Annotated in this window: 13 protein-coding genes; 11 read left to right on the top strand and 2 right to left on the bottom strand. The window is 45.2% G+C overall.

The window, feature by feature from the left end:
- Window positions 1-9: 9 nt before the first annotated feature.
- Together R7044_RS01515 and tssH are read right to left on the bottom strand one after the other, a co-directional pair.
- Entirely contained in the window at window positions 10-1,641 is a 1,632-nt protein-coding gene (locus R7044_RS01515) for a sigma-54-dependent Fis family transcriptional regulator (RefSeq protein ID WP_213972222.1), read from the bottom strand.
- A complete protein-coding gene (tssH, locus tag R7044_RS01510) occupies window positions 1,628-4,306 on the bottom strand; it encodes a type VI secretion system ATPase TssH (RefSeq protein ID WP_225455356.1) in 2,679 nt (892 codons plus the stop codon). Before tssH ends, R7044_RS01515 begins: the two co-directional genes overlap by 14 nt.
- Before the next feature lie 456 nt (window positions 4,307-4,762).
- Between tssH and R7044_RS01505 the strand changes: the two genes are divergently transcribed.
- From R7044_RS01505 to tssE, 11 genes are all read left to right on the top strand, one after another.
- The gene (locus R7044_RS01505) at window positions 4,763-5,281 is read left to right on the top strand and encodes an Hcp family type VI secretion system effector (protein WP_005373415.1); all 519 of its coding nucleotides are present in this window, start codon (window positions 4,763-4,765) and stop codon (window positions 5,279-5,281) included.
- 72 nt (window positions 5,282-5,353) lie between these two features.
- Entirely contained in the window at window positions 5,354-7,432 is a 2,079-nt protein-coding gene (gene tssI, locus R7044_RS01500) for a type VI secretion system tip protein VgrG (protein WP_005373412.1), read from the top strand.
- Window positions 7,433-7,434: 2 nt separating this feature from the next.
- Window positions 7,435-7,917: a hypothetical protein gene (locus R7044_RS01495; RefSeq protein WP_025767908.1), complete on the top strand. Its 483-nt coding sequence runs from the start codon at window positions 7,435-7,437 to the stop codon at window positions 7,915-7,917.
- A 94-nt stretch (window positions 7,918-8,011) separates the two neighbouring features.
- Complete coding sequence (locus R7044_RS01490; RefSeq protein ID WP_213901148.1) at window positions 8,012-9,331, top strand: hypothetical protein; 1,320 nt, start codon at window positions 8,012-8,014, stop codon at window positions 9,329-9,331.
- A complete protein-coding gene (locus R7044_RS01485) occupies window positions 9,312-10,304 on the top strand; it encodes a DUF2169 domain-containing protein (RefSeq protein WP_213972220.1) in 993 nt (330 codons plus the stop codon). The genes R7044_RS01490 and R7044_RS01485 overlap by 20 nt, the downstream gene beginning before the upstream one ends.
- Window positions 10,297-11,241, top strand: a complete 945-nt coding sequence (locus R7044_RS01480) for a hypothetical protein (protein WP_017633759.1) — start codon at window positions 10,297-10,299, stop codon at window positions 11,239-11,241. The genes R7044_RS01485 and R7044_RS01480 overlap by 8 nt, the downstream gene beginning before the upstream one ends.
- A gap of 237 nt (window positions 11,242-11,478) precedes the next feature.
- Window positions 11,479-13,479 (top strand): serine/threonine protein kinase, encoded by a 2,001-nt coding sequence (locus R7044_RS01475; RefSeq protein WP_053349228.1) that lies wholly within the window; start codon window positions 11,479-11,481, stop codon window positions 13,477-13,479.
- Window positions 13,466-15,040: a type VI secretion system protein TssA gene (tssA, locus tag R7044_RS01470; protein ID WP_225455307.1), complete on the top strand. Its 1,575-nt coding sequence runs from the start codon at window positions 13,466-13,468 to the stop codon at window positions 15,038-15,040. The genes R7044_RS01475 and tssA overlap by 14 nt, the downstream gene beginning before the upstream one ends.
- A gap of 26 nt (window positions 15,041-15,066) precedes the next feature.
- On the top strand, window positions 15,067-15,573 hold the full coding sequence (gene tssB, locus R7044_RS01465) for a type VI secretion system contractile sheath small subunit (RefSeq protein ID WP_005373381.1): 507 nt from the start codon (window positions 15,067-15,069) through the stop codon (window positions 15,571-15,573).
- Between the two features lie 8 nt (window positions 15,574-15,581).
- Complete coding sequence (gene tssC / locus R7044_RS01460) at window positions 15,582-17,057, top strand: type VI secretion system contractile sheath large subunit (RefSeq protein WP_005373378.1); 1,476 nt, start codon at window positions 15,582-15,584, stop codon at window positions 17,055-17,057.
- Window positions 17,058-17,118: 61 nt separating this feature from the next.
- Complete coding sequence (gene tssE / locus R7044_RS01455) at window positions 17,119-17,529, top strand: type VI secretion system baseplate subunit TssE (RefSeq protein WP_005373376.1); 411 nt, start codon at window positions 17,119-17,121, stop codon at window positions 17,527-17,529.
- Window positions 17,530-17,539 lie beyond the last annotated feature (10 nt).

Raw genomic sequence — 17,539 nt, 5'->3', positions numbered from 1 at the left:
TAAGCCCCATCAACCCGCTGCAGAAATGTCGTATTTCTTCATCTTGTGGTTGAGTGTGCTCATTGGCAGCGCCAATTGCTCAGCGGCCTTCTTGGTGTGCCAATTGCAGGCATTTAAGCAATCGATGATCACTGTACGCTCGTATTGGCTGACAACGTCCTTAAGGCTCTTTGAAACGTCTTCTAAATCCGCTTGTGCTTGCTGCTCGTAAGCAGGTTGCTCTGGGGTAGGTGAAGCTACTTTCATGTCGATATTTGGCACATCTTCTGGGATTTGTTCGCCAAACTCAATGTGAGTAATGGTTTCAAAATCGGACAGTAGCACCGAGCGCTCAATGATGTTCTTAAGCTCACGCACGTTCCCTGGGTATTGGTAGGCAAGGAGCTGTTTACGTACGTTGGCACTTAACCCTGGCGCTTGCGGCAGACCTAGCGTGTTGGTTGTGTGTTGCACGAAATGTTCGGCAAGGGGAATAATATCCGACTTGCGTGCTCTCAATGGTGGTAATGTAATAGGGAACACATTCAAACGATAGAACAAATCGGCACGGAATCCGCCATCTTTGATTTGCTGCATAAGATTACAGTGGGTTGCGGCGATAACGCGAACGTCCACTTCAATCTCTTTGCTGGTACCGATAGGGCGAACTTTACGCTCTTGCAGTACACGCAGTAACTTCGCTTGTAGTAGCATTGGCATATCGCCAATTTCATCTAGGAAAAGCGTGCCGCCGTTGGCTGCTTCAAACAAACCGACTTTGTCTTTGTCCGCGCCCGTGAATGAACCTTTCTTATGCCCAAACAGTTCAGACTCTAACAACTGTTCGGGAATTGCCGCACAGTTTTGTACGATCAAAGGCTGTTCTGAACGGTTAGAGTTTTCGTGAATGTATTTCGCGATCACCTCTTTACCTGCGCCCGTTTCACCACGCAACAGAACGTCGACAGGAAGAGATAGCACCTTATCAAGACGATTCAAGACATTGAGCATTTCTTCGCTCTCTGCAATAGGACCTTGATAGGCTTTCTGAGTACGTTTTTTGAGCTGAGTGTTCTCGCGCACTAGGGCTTGATTGTCGGCATTGAGATTTTTAATCACTTGCCCATATTGCTCTAACCAAACGGCTTGACGAATGTTACTCGCTGCCATTCGACAAAACTCAGTCAAGGCTGCCTCGTTGTCAATGACATTCAAATCGAGTAAGACTAACAGCCCAATGGTTTTGCTTTCGCTATCAATCAAAGGCCAAGCCAGTAAGTTCTCGCTTTTTAGTCCCAATGTCTGCTCTGTTTGATAAATGCTTTCACAGTCGTAGCCGTTGTATTTGTATAACTCGTTAATCAACACCACTTCACCATTACGAATCGCAAAGTTAAATGGGTCGTTCTCACTGGCTGAGTCTAACTGTAATGCTTCCCAAGGGTGGGAAACGATAGTTTTATCGTTATGGTGAGCGGTACTTGGAATCAACGCCTGTCCAGTCTGGTCCAAAACGTAAATGATGCCGTGCTTTGCGAGGGTCATTTGTCTCGCAGCGGTCAACACAGCATCCAACGTTTGGGTAAGCTGGCTGCGATCAGCCAAAGACTGACTGATCGCAAGTAGGGCGTTACTAAGTTCGCTATGGTTAGCTGAACGCATAGGTTAGTGTTCCTTGCTCATCGACAGACACTTCGATTTGCGTATGTGAATCATCCTTGTCATGCACTAGTAGCTGAGTCGAGAGCTGAGGCAGTAACTGACGGTTGATAACCGCGTCGATGTTACGCGCGCCCGTTTCAGCAAGGCGACAGTTACCGAGTACGAACTCAACCAAACTTTCTTCGTAGCTCAGAGACAGCTTGTGATGGCTCTGTAGACGCTGAGAAACTTTGTTCAACTTGTGGTGAATGATTTCTGTCATTGCTTCATCAGAAAGCGGAACAAATGGCAGTACCGACATACGTGCCAATAGCGCCGGTTTGAAGTGTTGGTTCAAAGTAGGGCGGATAGCTTCTGCGATGATGTTTGCATCAATGTCTTTTGATTGATGAACCAAAGATTCGATCTCGTGCGTTGCAAGGTTACTGGTCATGATGATCAGCGTGTTCTTGAAGTCGATTGTGCGGCCTTCGCCATCGTTCAGCGTACCTTTGTCGAACACTTGGTAGAACAGGTTCAACACTTCTGGATCGGCTTTTTCTACTTCATCAAGAAGTACAACAGAATATGGACGCTGACGTACCGCTTCTGTCAGCATGCCGCCTTCACCGTAACCTACGTAACCCGGAGGCGAACCGATTAGGCGAGATACCGTGTGCTTCTCTTGGAACTCAGACATGTTGATGGTCGTCATAAAGCGCTCACCACCAAACATTTGATCAGCGATCGCACGAGCCGTTTCGGTTTTACCCACACCACTTGGGCCAACCAGTAGGAATACGCCCGTCGGTGCGTCTGGGTTGCCTAGGCTGGCTTTTGCGGTTTGAATGCCTTCAGACAGTGCATCGATAGCGTATTCTTGGCCTTTGATGCTTTGTGTTAGGCTTTCTTTCAGTTTTAGTGTGGTTTCTGCTTCGTCTTGAAGCACCTTACCCATTGGAATACCAGTCCAGTCCGAGATCACGTGGCTGACTTCATCAGGACCCACTTCAAAGTGGACCAGTGGGTTGCCACTACGGATTGCGTCTAACTGTTCTTGGCAGGCTGAAATTGCAATGCGAACGGCTTCTTCATCCATTTCTGCATATGGAGAAACGTCTTGCTCTTGTTCTGAATCTTCGTCTGCAACAAGCTCTTCTTCATTTGTTTCGCCAAACACCAGTTCATGCAAGCGAGAGCGTAGAGCAATCATCTCTTGGATCTGCTCTTTTTCTTTGTGCCATTGGGCTTCTTGCTCTGCTAGCTCTTCTTTCGTTGTTTCCATTGCCAGTTTTAGGTCTGGAATGTTAGCAAGGCTGTGCTTGTCGCCAGTTTGCTGCAGAGCATCACGCTCAAGAGCTTCTAGCTCGCGCTGTTGAGCTGCAAGTTCTTGCTGTAGAGTCTCAACAGAAGCAGGAATGGCATTAAGGCTGATGTTCACTCGTGCACACGCTGTATCTAGCACATCGATCGCTTTGTCTGGCAGTTGACGGCCAGAGATATAACGAGCAGAAAGTGCTGCCGCAGCAGTGATGGCGTCATCACGCACGTAAACATTGTGTGACTTCTCGTATGCAGGGCGAAGACCACGAATGATCAATGCTGCTTGTTCAGGAGATGGTTCGTCGAGTTTCACCAATTGGAAACGACGCGCAAGGGCAGGATCTTTCTCGAAGTACTTCTTGTATTCCGACCATGTTGTTGCAGCGATGGTTTTCACTTCACCACGTGCTAGGGCTGGTTTTAGCAAGTTTGCCGCGTCGCTGCCGCCTGCTTGGTTACCACCGCCAACAAGGGTGTGTGCTTCATCGATGAATAGAATGATTGGAGTTGGTGAGTTTTTCACTTCATCCAATACTGCGTTTAGGCGTTTTTCGAATTCGCCTTTTACGCTTGCACCAGCTTGCAGAAGACCCATGTCCAGGCCGTAAAGCTCAACACCTTTGAGGTTGTCTGGTACGTCACCTTGTACAATCTTAAGTGCCAAACCTTCTACTACTGCGGTTTTACCAACGCCCGGTTCACCAACAGCAATAGGGTTGTTTTTACGGCGACGAGCAAGAATGTCCACGATTTGGCGGATTTCTTGGTCGCGGCAGAAAACAGGGTCGATTTCGCCTTTGCGTGCTTTACCAGTGAAGTCGGTTGTGAACTTGCTCAGTGCTGAGCCATCCTCACGAGCTTGTGTTTTCTCTGAAGTAGCAACTTGCGCCTCAATAGAGTGGCTTGTTAGCTCTGCAAAGTTACGCTTAAGGCTGTCAGGGTTTACCGCTTCAAGGATAGAGGCGTAACCATGTTGGCCGTAACGGAGAGGGTTGCTAACAAGAGTAAGGAGTAAGGCACCAGAGCGGATTTGTGTTTCGGATAGATCTAAAGAAGAAACCAGCCAACTTTCTTGCAACCATTCGATTAATAAAGCAGAAAAAACAGGTTTGCTGCCATTTCCTTTGGCGTTGGTGTCGAGTGTGGATCGAACCGATTGTCTTAATAAGTTCTCAGAACAATCAAAATGACTTAATAAGACGTCAAAATCACTATTTGGCCTTTCTAATAGACTCAGTAAATAATGCTCAATTTGAACTTCGTTTGCTTTTTCAGAGACTGCAAGTGCAGCGGCGTCTTCTAATGCTACTTTTGCAATCGGGTGTAGACGCTGAATTAATGAAGAAAGGTTTATATTTATCATAGCCATTTTATTCTTTAGAGGAAAAGAGGTAGCGGCTATTATACTAAAAGTAATTGCGCTCTTTTTTTATCAAGATATTTTGACTATCGTTTGTTGGTTATTTTTAATGATTATTGTGACATTAATGTTTGTGGTTATTTTAATGGCGTTGTTATTCTAAATTAATTGATAGTAAAAGTGTCGGATTTATTAGTTTTAATGACTTTATTTACACGGTTTTATATGGTTATTTTCACTTTTTAAAGTTAGAACAATTTATTATTATCTTAATCCAACTTTTTGGTTTTTTATCCAATAAATTGTACTCAAGATATTAGTGAATAATGTCTTAATTTATTTAAATTGTTGTTTTTATTGCATTTTTAAAGTTGGCACGGACTTTGATTATACCAAGTAGTCGCGGTGATAAGCGATTTGGTGATTTAAACAAAACAGATTTTAGAAAAGGAAATAGCGATGCCAACTCCAGCATATATGTCTATCCAAGGTGAGACTCAAGGCCATATTACTAAAGATACTTACTCTGCAGATTCAGTAGGTAACACATGGCAAGAAGCTCATGTTGATGAGTTCCTAGTACAAGAACTTGATCACGTGCTAACAGTTCCACGTGATCCACAAAGTGGTCAGCCAACTGGTCAACGTGTACACCGTCCACTTGTTGTAACTAAAGTTCAAGATCGCTCATCTCCACTACTATTCAACGCACTAGTATCTGGCGAAAAACTTCCTGAGTGTGTGATCCGCTTCTACCGTACTTCAGTTCAAGGTAAACAAGAGCACTACTACTCAATCAAATTGATTGATGCGCTACTTGTCGATATCCAAACTCGTATGAACCACTGTCAAGACGCAGCAACAGCTGACCGCGTGACAGAAGAAGTGCTTAAGTTCACTTACCGTGCGATCGAAGTAACTCACGAAAACTGTGGTACTGCGGGTAACGACGACTGGCGTGCTCCACGCGAAGCTTAATTGCTCGTCGCGTAAAGATTCAGGGCCAACGATTGTTGGCCCTAATTCGATTATTTGTATCAGGTAAAAGATATGGTGAATGACGTAGAATTTAAATTTGAAGTGCCTGGATGTGGGCATGAATTTCGGGTTGAGAGCTTTCATGTTCATGAAGAGTTATCTAAGCCTTTCCACATCAATCTCTCATTACTTTCACTTGATCCAGATATCTCGTTCGATGAGTTAATACGTAAAGCAGGAACGTTGACACTTTACGGACAAGGTGTTGGGGCTGCGCGCGTGTTCAACGGCGTGGTGAATGAAGTTCGTTACTTAGGGACTGGACGTCGTTTTTCTCGTTATCAATTAGTCTTGGTTCCTCAAGCTTGGTTCTTATCTCAGCGCCAAGATTGTCGTATTTTCCAGCAAAAGTCAGCGCAAGACATCATCACAGAAGTACTCGATGATGGGGCAGTCACCGATTACCGATTTGAAGTGTCGGGTACTTATCCTCCAAAAGAATACGTTCTGCAATACCGTGAGTCTGACTTGCACTTCGTGCAGCGTATGATGGCTGAACACGGTATGTGGTATTACTTTGACCATAGCGATTCAAATCATACGATGGTCATTGTCGACAGTAATGACGCGATTGCACCTTTGATAAGCTCGCCACTAAATGCTTCTTACATTGGGCCGATTGTTTATCATGCCGATGGTGGCGGTGTTGCCGATCGCGAACATATCTCTGATCTCGAGTTAGTTAACCGCGTTAGAACAGGACAGGTTACGTACACAGATTACAACTACGAACACCCTAAAATTCCACAAGAGATGACACAGGCTGGCGAGCTAGACCAAGATCTCAAGCAGTTTGATTATCCTGGACGATACGTTGACCCGCTGATGGGTCAGGTGAGAACCACGGAGTGGATGTCGGAACACATAGTCGATAATCAACAAGTGGAAGCAACGAGTGACGTAATGCGCTTAGCATCTGGTTACAGCTTTAACGTCAGTGACCACCCGCGTTCTGAGATTAACCGCGATTACCTTATGTTGTCTGTAATGCACACAGGTCAAGATCCGCAAGTGCATGAAGATGAAGCGAGTGGTATGCCAACCACTTACTACAACCAGTTCTCGTGTATTCCACGTGATGTGGTGTTTAAAGCGCCTAAACTAGCAGCACCAGTGGTTGATGGCCCTCAAACGGCGGTTGTTGTAGGACCAGAAGGTGAAGAGATTTACACCGACAAGCTTGGTCGAGTGAAAGTACAGTTCCATTGGGATCGCTACGGTGATAACAACGAACATTCAAGCTGTTGGATTCGTGTAAGCCAATCCATGGCGGCGCCAACATGGGGCGCAGTTTATTTGCCGCGTATTGGCCATGAAGTCGTAGTGACTTTCCTTGAGGGGGATCCAGATCGTCCGTTAGTTACGGGCGCAGTTTACAACGGTTTGCATTTCCCACCGTACTCTTTGCCAGAAAACAAAACTCGTACCACGTTCCGCACGCAAACGCACAAAGGAACAGGTTACAACGAGTTGAGTTTTGAAGACGAAGCGAACCAAGAAGAAGTCTATATTCACGCTCAAAAAGACATGTCGACCAAGGTGCTCAACAACCGTTACCGTGATATCGGTCAAGATGAATTCTTGAAGGTTGCACGTCACCAAACGAATGAAGTTCATGGTGACCATAAAGAAACCATTCATGGACATAAAACGACACAAGTAAACAGTACGTTTACCGAGACAGTCGAGCAAGACGTTACCGTCACATACAACGCGAACGAAGCCCAGTATGTGAAAAACAATTCTGACTTAGAAATTGGTGATAACCGTACGACTAAGATCGGTAAAAATGATGACTTAGATATTGGCGAAAACAGTAACCTTACTATCGGTGCGTCTAAGAGTTCAGATATTGGTGCGGATGATAACCAGACGGTTGGTGGCAACTTAACGGTATCAGTGAAAGGGAACACCGCTTATAAAGCTGATGGTGCAACGCAAATTATCAGTGGCGACAAGATTGTATTGAAAACGGGTGGTTCCTCTTTAGTGATGAACAGTGATGGTTCAATAAAGTTATCAGGCTCGGCTATTACGATCGAAGGCAGTGACAAAGTCGTCGTGAAAGGTGGCAACGTAGTGGTTAACTAACAATGGAAAAACAACCTCTTACAACAGAAGTAATATCAGAGCAGCAAGCCGAATCAACGGCTTGCTTTTCGCGTTTTGGAAGAATAGTGGCTATCAATGAGTCTACGGGCAGTGTGCGAGTTGATTTTGATGGTAACCCATTTAAGCAGCCACTCACTGCGAGACTAGGACGTGGCTTTCGTCGTTCTGAGCTGCAAATGGCTATCGATAATCGATTAAGTTGTCGAGTTGAATTTTTGAACGACGACTTAAGCTTGCCTCTTGTGACGGACATTTTCTTCTCCATTCTGGATGACTCTGACGAGTTTGTATTGCGAGCGAAGAAGATGGTTATCGAGACAGAACAAGAGTTGGTAGTCAAAAGTGGTGAGACAGAAACTCGCTATAGCGGGCGCGATGGACGAATTACCACTAAAGCGAAGTACGTCACTTCTCAAGCAGAAAAAGCACAAAAAATTCAAGGCGGAACGATCGCAATTAACTAATTACCTAGCATTAGCTAATTTACGTCGAGTTAGCTAATTACTTTGTATTAACTAATTGCAATCGCGTTATGGCACGCTAATAACGGATAACTAGATGCGACAAAGAATCGGTGTCGAGCACCTAAAGGCACCCATAACCAATCAAGAAGTCGAAGGCGCGTTAGCAAAAGCTGATCGCGCTGTGAATGACCTTTCCCAGTTGCCAGTAACATGGCTGGATTTCTGTAATGAAAAGCTGTCCATTGCTTCTGAAAGTATCGGGTTTTTAATCAGGCAGCGAGTTCAAATTCACAAAAGGGGTTATCCAAGTCGTGAGTTGGCGTATCTCAAGCTGATCGAACGCCAAATTGAAGAACTGAAGCAGGTGTACTTGTCGTTTTATCGGCTAGCACCGGGGTTGATTCATCAGTTAAGAGGCCAGGAGCCAGAAATCTACAGCTGGCTGATGCTACAGGGCGAGTTGGGCTCAGAGTTGGATAACCTTTTGTGCGGATTGAGTTTACTCGAAGATATTGACGCTAAAACCGCAATGGTCATTGCCGTACAATCTCCGGTTGAATCTATGGATAGCACGCTTTCGGAGCTTATTGAGGGTAATGCGACATCCAGTGCGTTTTATTTTGAATGCTTACGTGTACGTCAAACATTAAGTGTTTCTCTCATCAAGCGCTGGCACAAAGCCAGCATCATTAGCTCTCATGTTGCTTTGCCACTGCTCGCTTTACAAGACGTGAAAGAGGGGATTGATTGGCTCAATGACAATGCAGGCAGCGAACAATATCTATTTGAACGTTTGATTACCAAACGTGACAGAGGCACTTGGTTCCGTCAGTGCTTTGGCATCGAACCAAATGGATTACCATCAGCGCAAGTGCTCACTTATGCCAAGTTACTTGAGTTAAAAGAGTTTGAGGCGTTTGATATCTCTTCTTCATTAGCACCTGTTGATTTTGCGCTGGGTGGTAATTGGAAACTGGTGCCCCAAATCATCGAGCACTTGGAAAGTCTGGAGGAAGCTGAAGGTGAAATTTGGCTTCAAGCCTTGTATGTCGTCTACGGAAAGCTTCTTCCTCTGAATCCGCAAGATGTTGGTGTCGAGTATGAATGGGAAGAGATCGTCGATCTTCTTAATGAGTGGGTGGAAGATGAAAAATACATCCAAAATCTACCAAGCCGCTTGGGTTACGCATTGAGCTTCGAGTCTACGTTAGCTGCGATGCAAGATGCTAACGTTGATGTGCTGTTCCGAGATTGGCTATGGCGTCAACTCTGTATTCAATCCAGAGCCTACGTGCCTTGGGATATGGCAATGCCGATTCATCAACAAGACTGGAACTTCAACAATTTAAAGGCCGCACCTTCTGCGAGCGAACGATTCAACTTAAGGAATAGCAATGCAGTTATGGGATATTGAGGCGCACCCTGAGCTATCACTTAAAGGTCGTTTTCAACGTGACGAAAACGGCGATGAAGTCTGGGTTGTAGTCGCCAAACGCACATGGCAATTCGATGGTGTGGTTTGGCACGAATTAGGTGAAAGTGAAATCTTCGATGATCCCCAATATTTGGGCGAAGAAGGCTTCTCTGCGATGAAAGTTGACCACGAGTTCGCGTATACCAAAGAAAACACAGATGTACTTGTTTACGGCAAAGCGCGCAGCTACGCGAAAAAGCCAGTGACATACCAAGAGTGTCGTGTGCTGATTGATGGTCATATCGATAAGACTCTCGCTATTCACGGGGAGCGAGTATGGGTTGAGCATGCTGGTAGTATAACGCTGAGCAACCCAGTCCCATTTATTGAAAAAGACATTGATTACACTTGCGCGGTAGGCGGTGATTTACGTAACCGAATAGGCGGTGGTGTTGCCGATTCCAACAAAGAATTGCTTGAACAGAAAGTACCCTCGATTTTTTATCCCCGAGAGGACTGGAGTGCCGCCGCGAAAAAACTACGCGTTGCGGGGTTCGGGCCAGTGCCTCCGTTCTTTGAGGCGCGCCAGAAGCTGGCCGGCACGTTCGATGACGATTGGATTGAGAATCGCAAGCCAATGTTGCCACTCGATTTTGATAAGCGGTTCTTCCAAAGCGCGCCTATTGATCAACAGTGCAAAGGCTTTCTTCGTGGGGGGGAGCGTTTGATGATGAGTGGCTTTTGTCATGATGACACGCTTTCATTTCGAATTCCTAAAGAAAAATACCGTGCGATCGCGACGTTCAAAGATCAAAGTTATCAAGCTGATATGGCGATGTACACCTTATTCGTTGATACGGAAAAGAAAACTATATCAATCAGTTACACCGCTGCGTTTCCTTGTCAGGGCAAGGAACATTTGTTGGTGTCGACATCGATCACTAAGCTGGAAGAGGTAAGCGAGCATGCATAATTCAACAGGCCGTTACGTGCTAGGGATGGAAGTGATGACGCCAACCGGTATGAATTTAGATATTGCTAGTGCAGTTTCGTATGCTGATTTAGGAAGATTTGACCAATGTGTAGGGGATGATGGTATCGAGCGTTTTACTTACGCCAAAATCGAATACACCAAAGAAAGTGAGCAGTTTGAGAAAACGTGTGAGTTAATCACCCACTTGCTTGATTCATTGTTAGCGCAGTTACCACGTTCATTGAGACCAATACCTTTGCTTATAGCGGTGCCTGTGTCTGTTTCACTAGTAAAGGTGCAAGAATGGCTTGGTGAAAGTAACTATGCTGAATTTCTCTCTGTGGTGAATGCTGTTCATGCCAGTGGGCCCAGTTTCGTTCTCCAGGCCATGAAATCATTGGATAAATATGATGCTATGATGTGTATCAGTGTCGATTCTTTGGTGAGTTCGATGCAAACACTCATCGACGATGCGATGGTAATGAGTACCAATAATCCATGGGGCGTTATTCCGAGCGAGGGTGGGGCGGGTTTAATTCTTTGTCGAAAAAACACCGTAGAAACATTGAAACTTAAGCCTCAAGCGCAGCTTGGCTACATTGATACGGAATTAAACACTTCAGACCGAAGAGGCATGTTTCGACTTGTTCAACGTGCGAGTAAAAAGCTCGATTCATTTGGTGAAGTGTATTCCGATATGACGAACCTGCGCATGCATTCGGAAGATTACGGCTTTGCTCTGGGGGCGAAAGCAGAACGATTCACGAACCCAGAACAACCGCAGCTTATCAATGAGTTGTGGGGCACAATGGGTAGTTGTTCTTCTCTCGCTTTAATTGCCTTTGCGGTCAGAGAGCACCACTTTAAGCAACCAACTACATTGTTAATGTTCGACTTTCATGGTGACAAAGGAGTTCTTCAATTACTGCAATGTTAGTGGGCACTCATCGATCAAATGGCAATGAAAATATACTCATATTATTAGGTTGAAGTTTGTAACACGAAAAAGCGTATAACTCATGCAGTGAAAGCGTAAGTAAAAAGGTCTAATAAGTTAGTAATAATAACTAAAATAATAGGCTTACTGTTTGTTTTAAATACCAACCTTGATACAAGTACGTTCAAGAAAATATTATTCAACTCTAATAATATTTATTCTATGAAAGAGTACTAAGTGTCTAATAATCAGAGTACAGCCAAAGGATATATCGATCAGTTGGTTGTTAAAGCTATTGAGAAAAAGAAACTGAATGAGCAAAGGCTAGCAGAAAAAAATAAGCCGAAGCTTGAGTACGTGCTTTTTTCACAGTTTGATGTATTAGACAAGCTTCCTTCTAAAAATGGTAAGACAACGGTTTACCATCTTGCAAAAAAAGGGCAGCCAGAGAAGCAAATCTGTTGCAAAGTTATCAATGATGACTCGCCAGAATTTGCGAGCAAAATGTTGATTAACGAAGCGAGCAGGCTGGAGCTTTCTCAACACCCTAGCGTGGCTAACTTTGTAAAAATCGGCAACGAATTCGAACGCCCATATTTGATGTACGAGTGGATCCAAGGTGAATCACTGGCAGAAAAAATGGAGCGTCATTCTTCTAAAGGCTTCCGCCACGACCACATCGCTTGGTTGGTGTATCAACTCGCTGGCGCTCTAGAGTTTATGCATACAAGAGGTATCTGCCATCTTGATATTAAACCATCTAACGTATTAGTGAGTGAAGGCGATTACGTTAAGCTCATTGATTTCGGCGCTGCTCGTTACATTGGAGAGACAGAACCTTACGCAGAAGCAAGCTTGAGCTACGCTTCCCCTCTTTATATAGAAACTGGCATCGCGGAACCGCAAGATGATGTTTACTCTCTCGCTTTGCTCGCTGGACACCTATTTTTAGGATCAATATTTGGTGATGCTTGGAATAAGCAGTTAAAAGATCGAAAGCGTCCGGCTTTGATCCCGGCTCATATTTGGAAATTGCTGAAAGAAGTCATCAACAAACCAAGAGGGCATGGCTATACCGCTATTTCTTTTGCTCAACAGTTAGCGCGAATCGATACGCAATCAATTAGCTCAAATTCTAACGCACCAATTTTCAGTAGCTTGCGTAACGCGGACTTGCTGCTTACACACTGTAAGCCAAATGATAAAACGGCGTATGGTCGCTTTAAAATATTAGAGGCGAGCTTAGTGTTGAGTGTGCTGGCAACAGCAGGAAGTTATTTGTATCAACAGAATAAAGATCAATTGGATGCCATTTTTTCCCGAGGTGTCACTACTGTAACTCACGTTATTACGCCCTCTGAAACGGCTTCTTTTTTGGCTCAGCCTCCATGGAAAATCAAAGAAGAATTGTCTCAAGCTACTCAGAGTATTGATATGACAGAAGCTTATCGAACAGCATATCAAGCTCAGCAGTTAAGCCTCTCGAATTTATATGAAGAAAAACAGGCTCAGTTAACGTCGTATCAATCGTTAGCGGATGGCTTACCAATGGCATTAGTCGAATTACGTAAGGAGCTTGTCACCTTGCGAGAAACCCTTGTTCGTGACGGTGCTCTGTTTCCATATGCGGATGAGGCGTTGACTAAAGTGATGTCTGGGTTAAATGTCGCGTCTATCGATTCCATGAAAGTATCTGCCATAGCTGGCAGTCGAGATAAGCAGATTGCTCGCTTAATTTTAGATGGTGAAGCTAAGCTCGCAGAAAATGAAATGAAAGAGGCATGGTTGTTAAACCAGTCACAAGCCTATTTTTACAACCAAATCTTACCAAAGGCTGTGATGGAAAATATTAATGACTCCATCGATAAACATGCAGAGGCGCACTTTTACACCAAAGCAATTGAAGAAGCCGAATTAGCCAAAGCCTACTTCGGTAATACGCCAGAACTAGACAAAAAAATAAAGGATTTAATCGTCGCAAGAAGCGAATTTATTTTGTTTAGCACCGTGATGGAGCAATCCGTTTACGACAAACAAAAGCTACATGAATCCCTTGCCGATTTAGAACGGAATGCACCAAGTAAATTTACAGAAATCACGAAAATTCTAGATAGCATGGCGTCGGATGCGATTGAGCAGAGCCATCGATTATCTAAGCCAGCAAATGGCGCAATTGCGGTAGCGCGTGCGTTGAGAGATTACTTGACTGAAGGAGACGTGAATTTTGTCCAACATTGATATCGATCGTCTGCTTAATCCTATTTCTGATGAATCTCCAGTGGGAAACGATGCCCGTTACGAGTTTTGCTATGAAATGATGGAGTCCGAAGTGAAGAAATTCGGTTCCTTGTTTGGCGAAACAGTAGATTGGAGCGTGGTAAAAACGCACGCGACTGAAGTTCTAGAGCACCACAGTAAAGACTTAAAAGCCATTTGTTACCTCGTTCGCGCGCTAACAGAAGAGTTTGGTCTGCAAGGCTTTGAACAAGGTCTAAAGCTGCTTAGTGAGGCGTTAAGTCGCTTTGGCGTTGAATTGTATCCTTCGCGAAAGCGGGGTCGAGATGGCGCGGTCGAATGGTTGAACCATCAGTTTAAACTGGTCAGCAGCAAGTTAGCGAAAAGCGCTCAGTCATGGGATTTGGTATCAAACTGCATTTCGACTATTGAAGAAGTGCAGCGCCAGTACGACGAGGTTTACCAAGACTCAGAAGCGGATTTCTTTGAGATTCGCACTCAACTCAATGTCTTATCTCAACAAGCGGTGGCTGATGAGCAGAGCGATGATGCAGTCGTTAACGTCGAACAAGCGGCGCCTGCACCAGCTACGCAGCCTGCTGCCGAAGAAACGCCAGCGCAGAGTGAAGTGCAAACCGCACCGGTGAAGGCGGTTCCGCCGGCCCCTAAACCTGCGCCAGTTAAGAAAGCGGTAGCAAAAGAAGTCGATGTCGATACGGACTTCTCTTCGCCGACGGCTTCTAAGCGCACCTTGAAGAAGGTTGCGGAAGTCATGCTTCATGCGAACCCAAGTGATCCGCTGGCTTACCGGATTTATCGTCATCTGACTTGGGATGACATTGATGGTCTACCCGACCACCAAAATAATCAAACGCCTTTGAGCTTGGCAGTGTCGTCCGATCAACAAGCGGAATACCGAGATAAAGCTGACCAAGAAAGCGACATCGACACCATTAAGCGTTTGGAGCGCACATTAACGGATGCGCCGTTTTGGCTGACGGGCCATTACTTCGTGTATTCGATGCTTAATAACTTGGGCTTTGATGATGCAGCGCTTGCTGTGAAACAAGAAGTGACGCGTTTTGTTGAATCGCTAGAGGGCATCGAGCACCTCTCATTTAAGAATTCTATACCATTTGCAGATGAAGCGACCTTGAGCTGGTTATCGACTCAAGATACTACTTCTTCGACTTCTCAACCCGTTGTTCAAACGGTTGTGATTTCGCAGGAAGACTCGCTGCCAATGGAGGATATCACTCTAGAAAATCTAGGGGAATGTGCCGCAGAGCTTGCCCGCAAACTTGAGCTGGATAGCTCGGGACGTGGGCAGTTCATGCTGTATTTACAATTGATAGCAGCTTACCAGTCTGTTGGATTATACCCGTTGTGTTTGCCGTATCTTGAGAAGGGGTGGGAAGTACAAAAAGCGTTTAATCTCGCGAGCTGGGAACCCCACTTATCGTCACAGTTAGAAGACCTAATTCGAAAAACACTCCATCGGTTATTTGGAAGCAAGGATCTTCTACCTGAGAAGTATGAAGAGTGGAAAGCAATTTACGACTAATTAAAGAGTTAGATAAGGAACGAATTATGTCACGTGACGGCTCGGTGGCTCCTAAAGAGCGAATTAATATCCGTTATGTTCCAGCAACTGGCGATACGCAAGAAGACGTAGAGCTGCCGCTAAGCATGATGGTAGTTGGCGACTTTACTGCGCGTGCAGATGAGACACCAATTGAAGAACGTACTCCAATTAACATTGACAAAGACAACTTTAACGAAGTGCTAGAGGGCATGTCTCCAAACGTTAAAGTCAACGTTGAAAACCGTCTTTCTGATGAAGAAGGCGGCCAGATTGGTGTTGATCTGACGTTCCAAAACATGAAGGACTTCTCTCCTGAAGCGATCGCGAAAAGTGTACCTGAACTAAACAGCCTACTTGAGCTTCGCGAAGCCTTGGTTGCACTGAAAGGTCCTCTAGGAAACGTTCCTGCGTTCCGTAAGAAGATCGCATCGGTTCTTCAAGATGAAGAAGCGAGAAAGAAACTGTTGGATGAACTAAGCATTGGCAACGACCAAGACGCGAAAGAAGAGTAAGGGATATCATGTCTGCAGAAGCACAAGCGCCAGAACAAGAAGCAGCCTTAGTTGAATCAGGCTCACTTCTGGATAGCATTCTTAACGAAACACGTTTAAAGCCAAGTGATGAAGGTTTTGACGTTGCAAAACGCGGCGTAGAAGCATTCATCAGTGAGCTACTAAGCAGTTCGAACACAGAGAAAGTCGACCAATCTCTGGTTGATCTGATGATCTCTGAAATCGACCAAAAATTGTCTAAGCAAGTTGATGCAATTCTTCACAACGAAGAAGTTCAAGCGATTGAATCAACGTGGCGTGGCCTTAAGTACCTGGTTGATCACACTGACTTCCGCGAGAACATTCAAATTGAACTGATCTCTGCGAAGAAAGACGAAGTTCTTGATGACTTCGAAGACGCTCCAGAGGTGGTGAAGTCTGGCCTGTACAAGCAAATCTACACACGTGAATACGGCCAGTTCGGTGGTAAACCTGTTGGCGCAGTCATTTGTGATTACGCTATGTCAGCTTCGTCGCCTGACATCAAACTGATGGAATATATGGCGAACGTAGGTGCAATGTCTCACGCACCATTCATCACGTCGGCATCGGCTAAATTCTTTGGTCTAGACAGCTACGAAGAGCTGCCAAACCTAAAAGATCTTAAGTCTGTATTCGAAGGTCCACAGTACGCGAAATGGCGTGGTCTGCGTGAGCACGAAGATGCACGTTATTTAGGTCTATGTACGTCTCGCTTTATGTTACGTACGCCTTACTCTGTTGAAGATAACCCAATCAAGGCGTTTGACTACGATGAGCAAGTGACAGACAGCCATGATAACTACCTATGGGGCAACTCAGCGTACGCGATGGCGTCCAAGATCAGTGAATCATTTGCTAAGTACCGTTGGTGTCCGAACATTATTGGTCCTCAAAGCGGTGGTACTGTACAAGATCTACCGGTTTACAACTTTGAAGCTATGGGTCAAATCGAGACTAAGATCCCAACCGAGATCCTGGTTTCTGACCGTCGTGAGTACGAGCTAGCGGAAGAAGGCTTCATTGCGCTAACCATGCGTAAAGGTTCTGACAATGCGGCGTTCTTCTCTGCAAACTCTGTTCAAAAACCAAAAGTGTTTGCGAACACGCCTGAAGGCAAACAAGCCGAGATGAACTACAAGCTAGGTACGCAGCTTCCTTACATGTTCATTATCAACCGTTTAGCGCACTACATAAAAGTGCTACAGCGTGAGCAAATTGGTTCTTGGAAAGAGCGTTCTGACCTAGAAATCGAATTGAACAAGTGGATCCGTCAATACGTTTCTGACCAGGAGAACCCGCCAGCGGAAGTCCGTGGTCGTCGTCCACTTCGCGCTGCGAAGGTAGAGGTATCAGACGTAGAAGGCGATCCAGGTTGGTACAAAGTATCGATGTCTGTACGTCCTCACTTCAAGTACATGGGCGCAAGCTTCGACTTGTCTCTAGTTGGTAAGCTAGACCAATAACCCATTACTGAAACCATCAAGCAGCCAGTGAAGACTGGCTGCTTTTTTCGTAGGACCGCATATGGAAAAAGGTTACCGTCTTTTAGAGCGGATCGAGCTAGGAGAACCAAAAAACTGCTACGAGAAAGTGGTGTCTCATAAGCATTTGATTGAATCCATTCACTCGCATCTCGCTGACTTGTTGAATACGCATTCCGGCAACGCAATGATCGACAATGAGTATGGTCTGCCAGATTTTAACGACGTACTTTCTAACAACACAAACCTCGTTCGCCATATTCAAAAAAACATTACGTCAACCATAGAACGCTTTGAGCCCCGACTGCTTAATGTCGAGGTTCATTACCGTGAAGACCACCATAATCCATTACAACTCGGCTTTGGTATTCGCGGCGAAGTTTCCCATAACGGCGGTAAAGTCCCAATGTCGATCGATGTCTACATGGGAACCGACGGCCAATTTAACGTTTAGTAGGTGCCAC

It is taken from the genome of Vibrio sp. 1402 (assembly GCF_033340275.1).
Note: the sequence above shows the minus strand (reverse complement) of the source record. Positions and strands in the feature narration are given on the sequence as shown.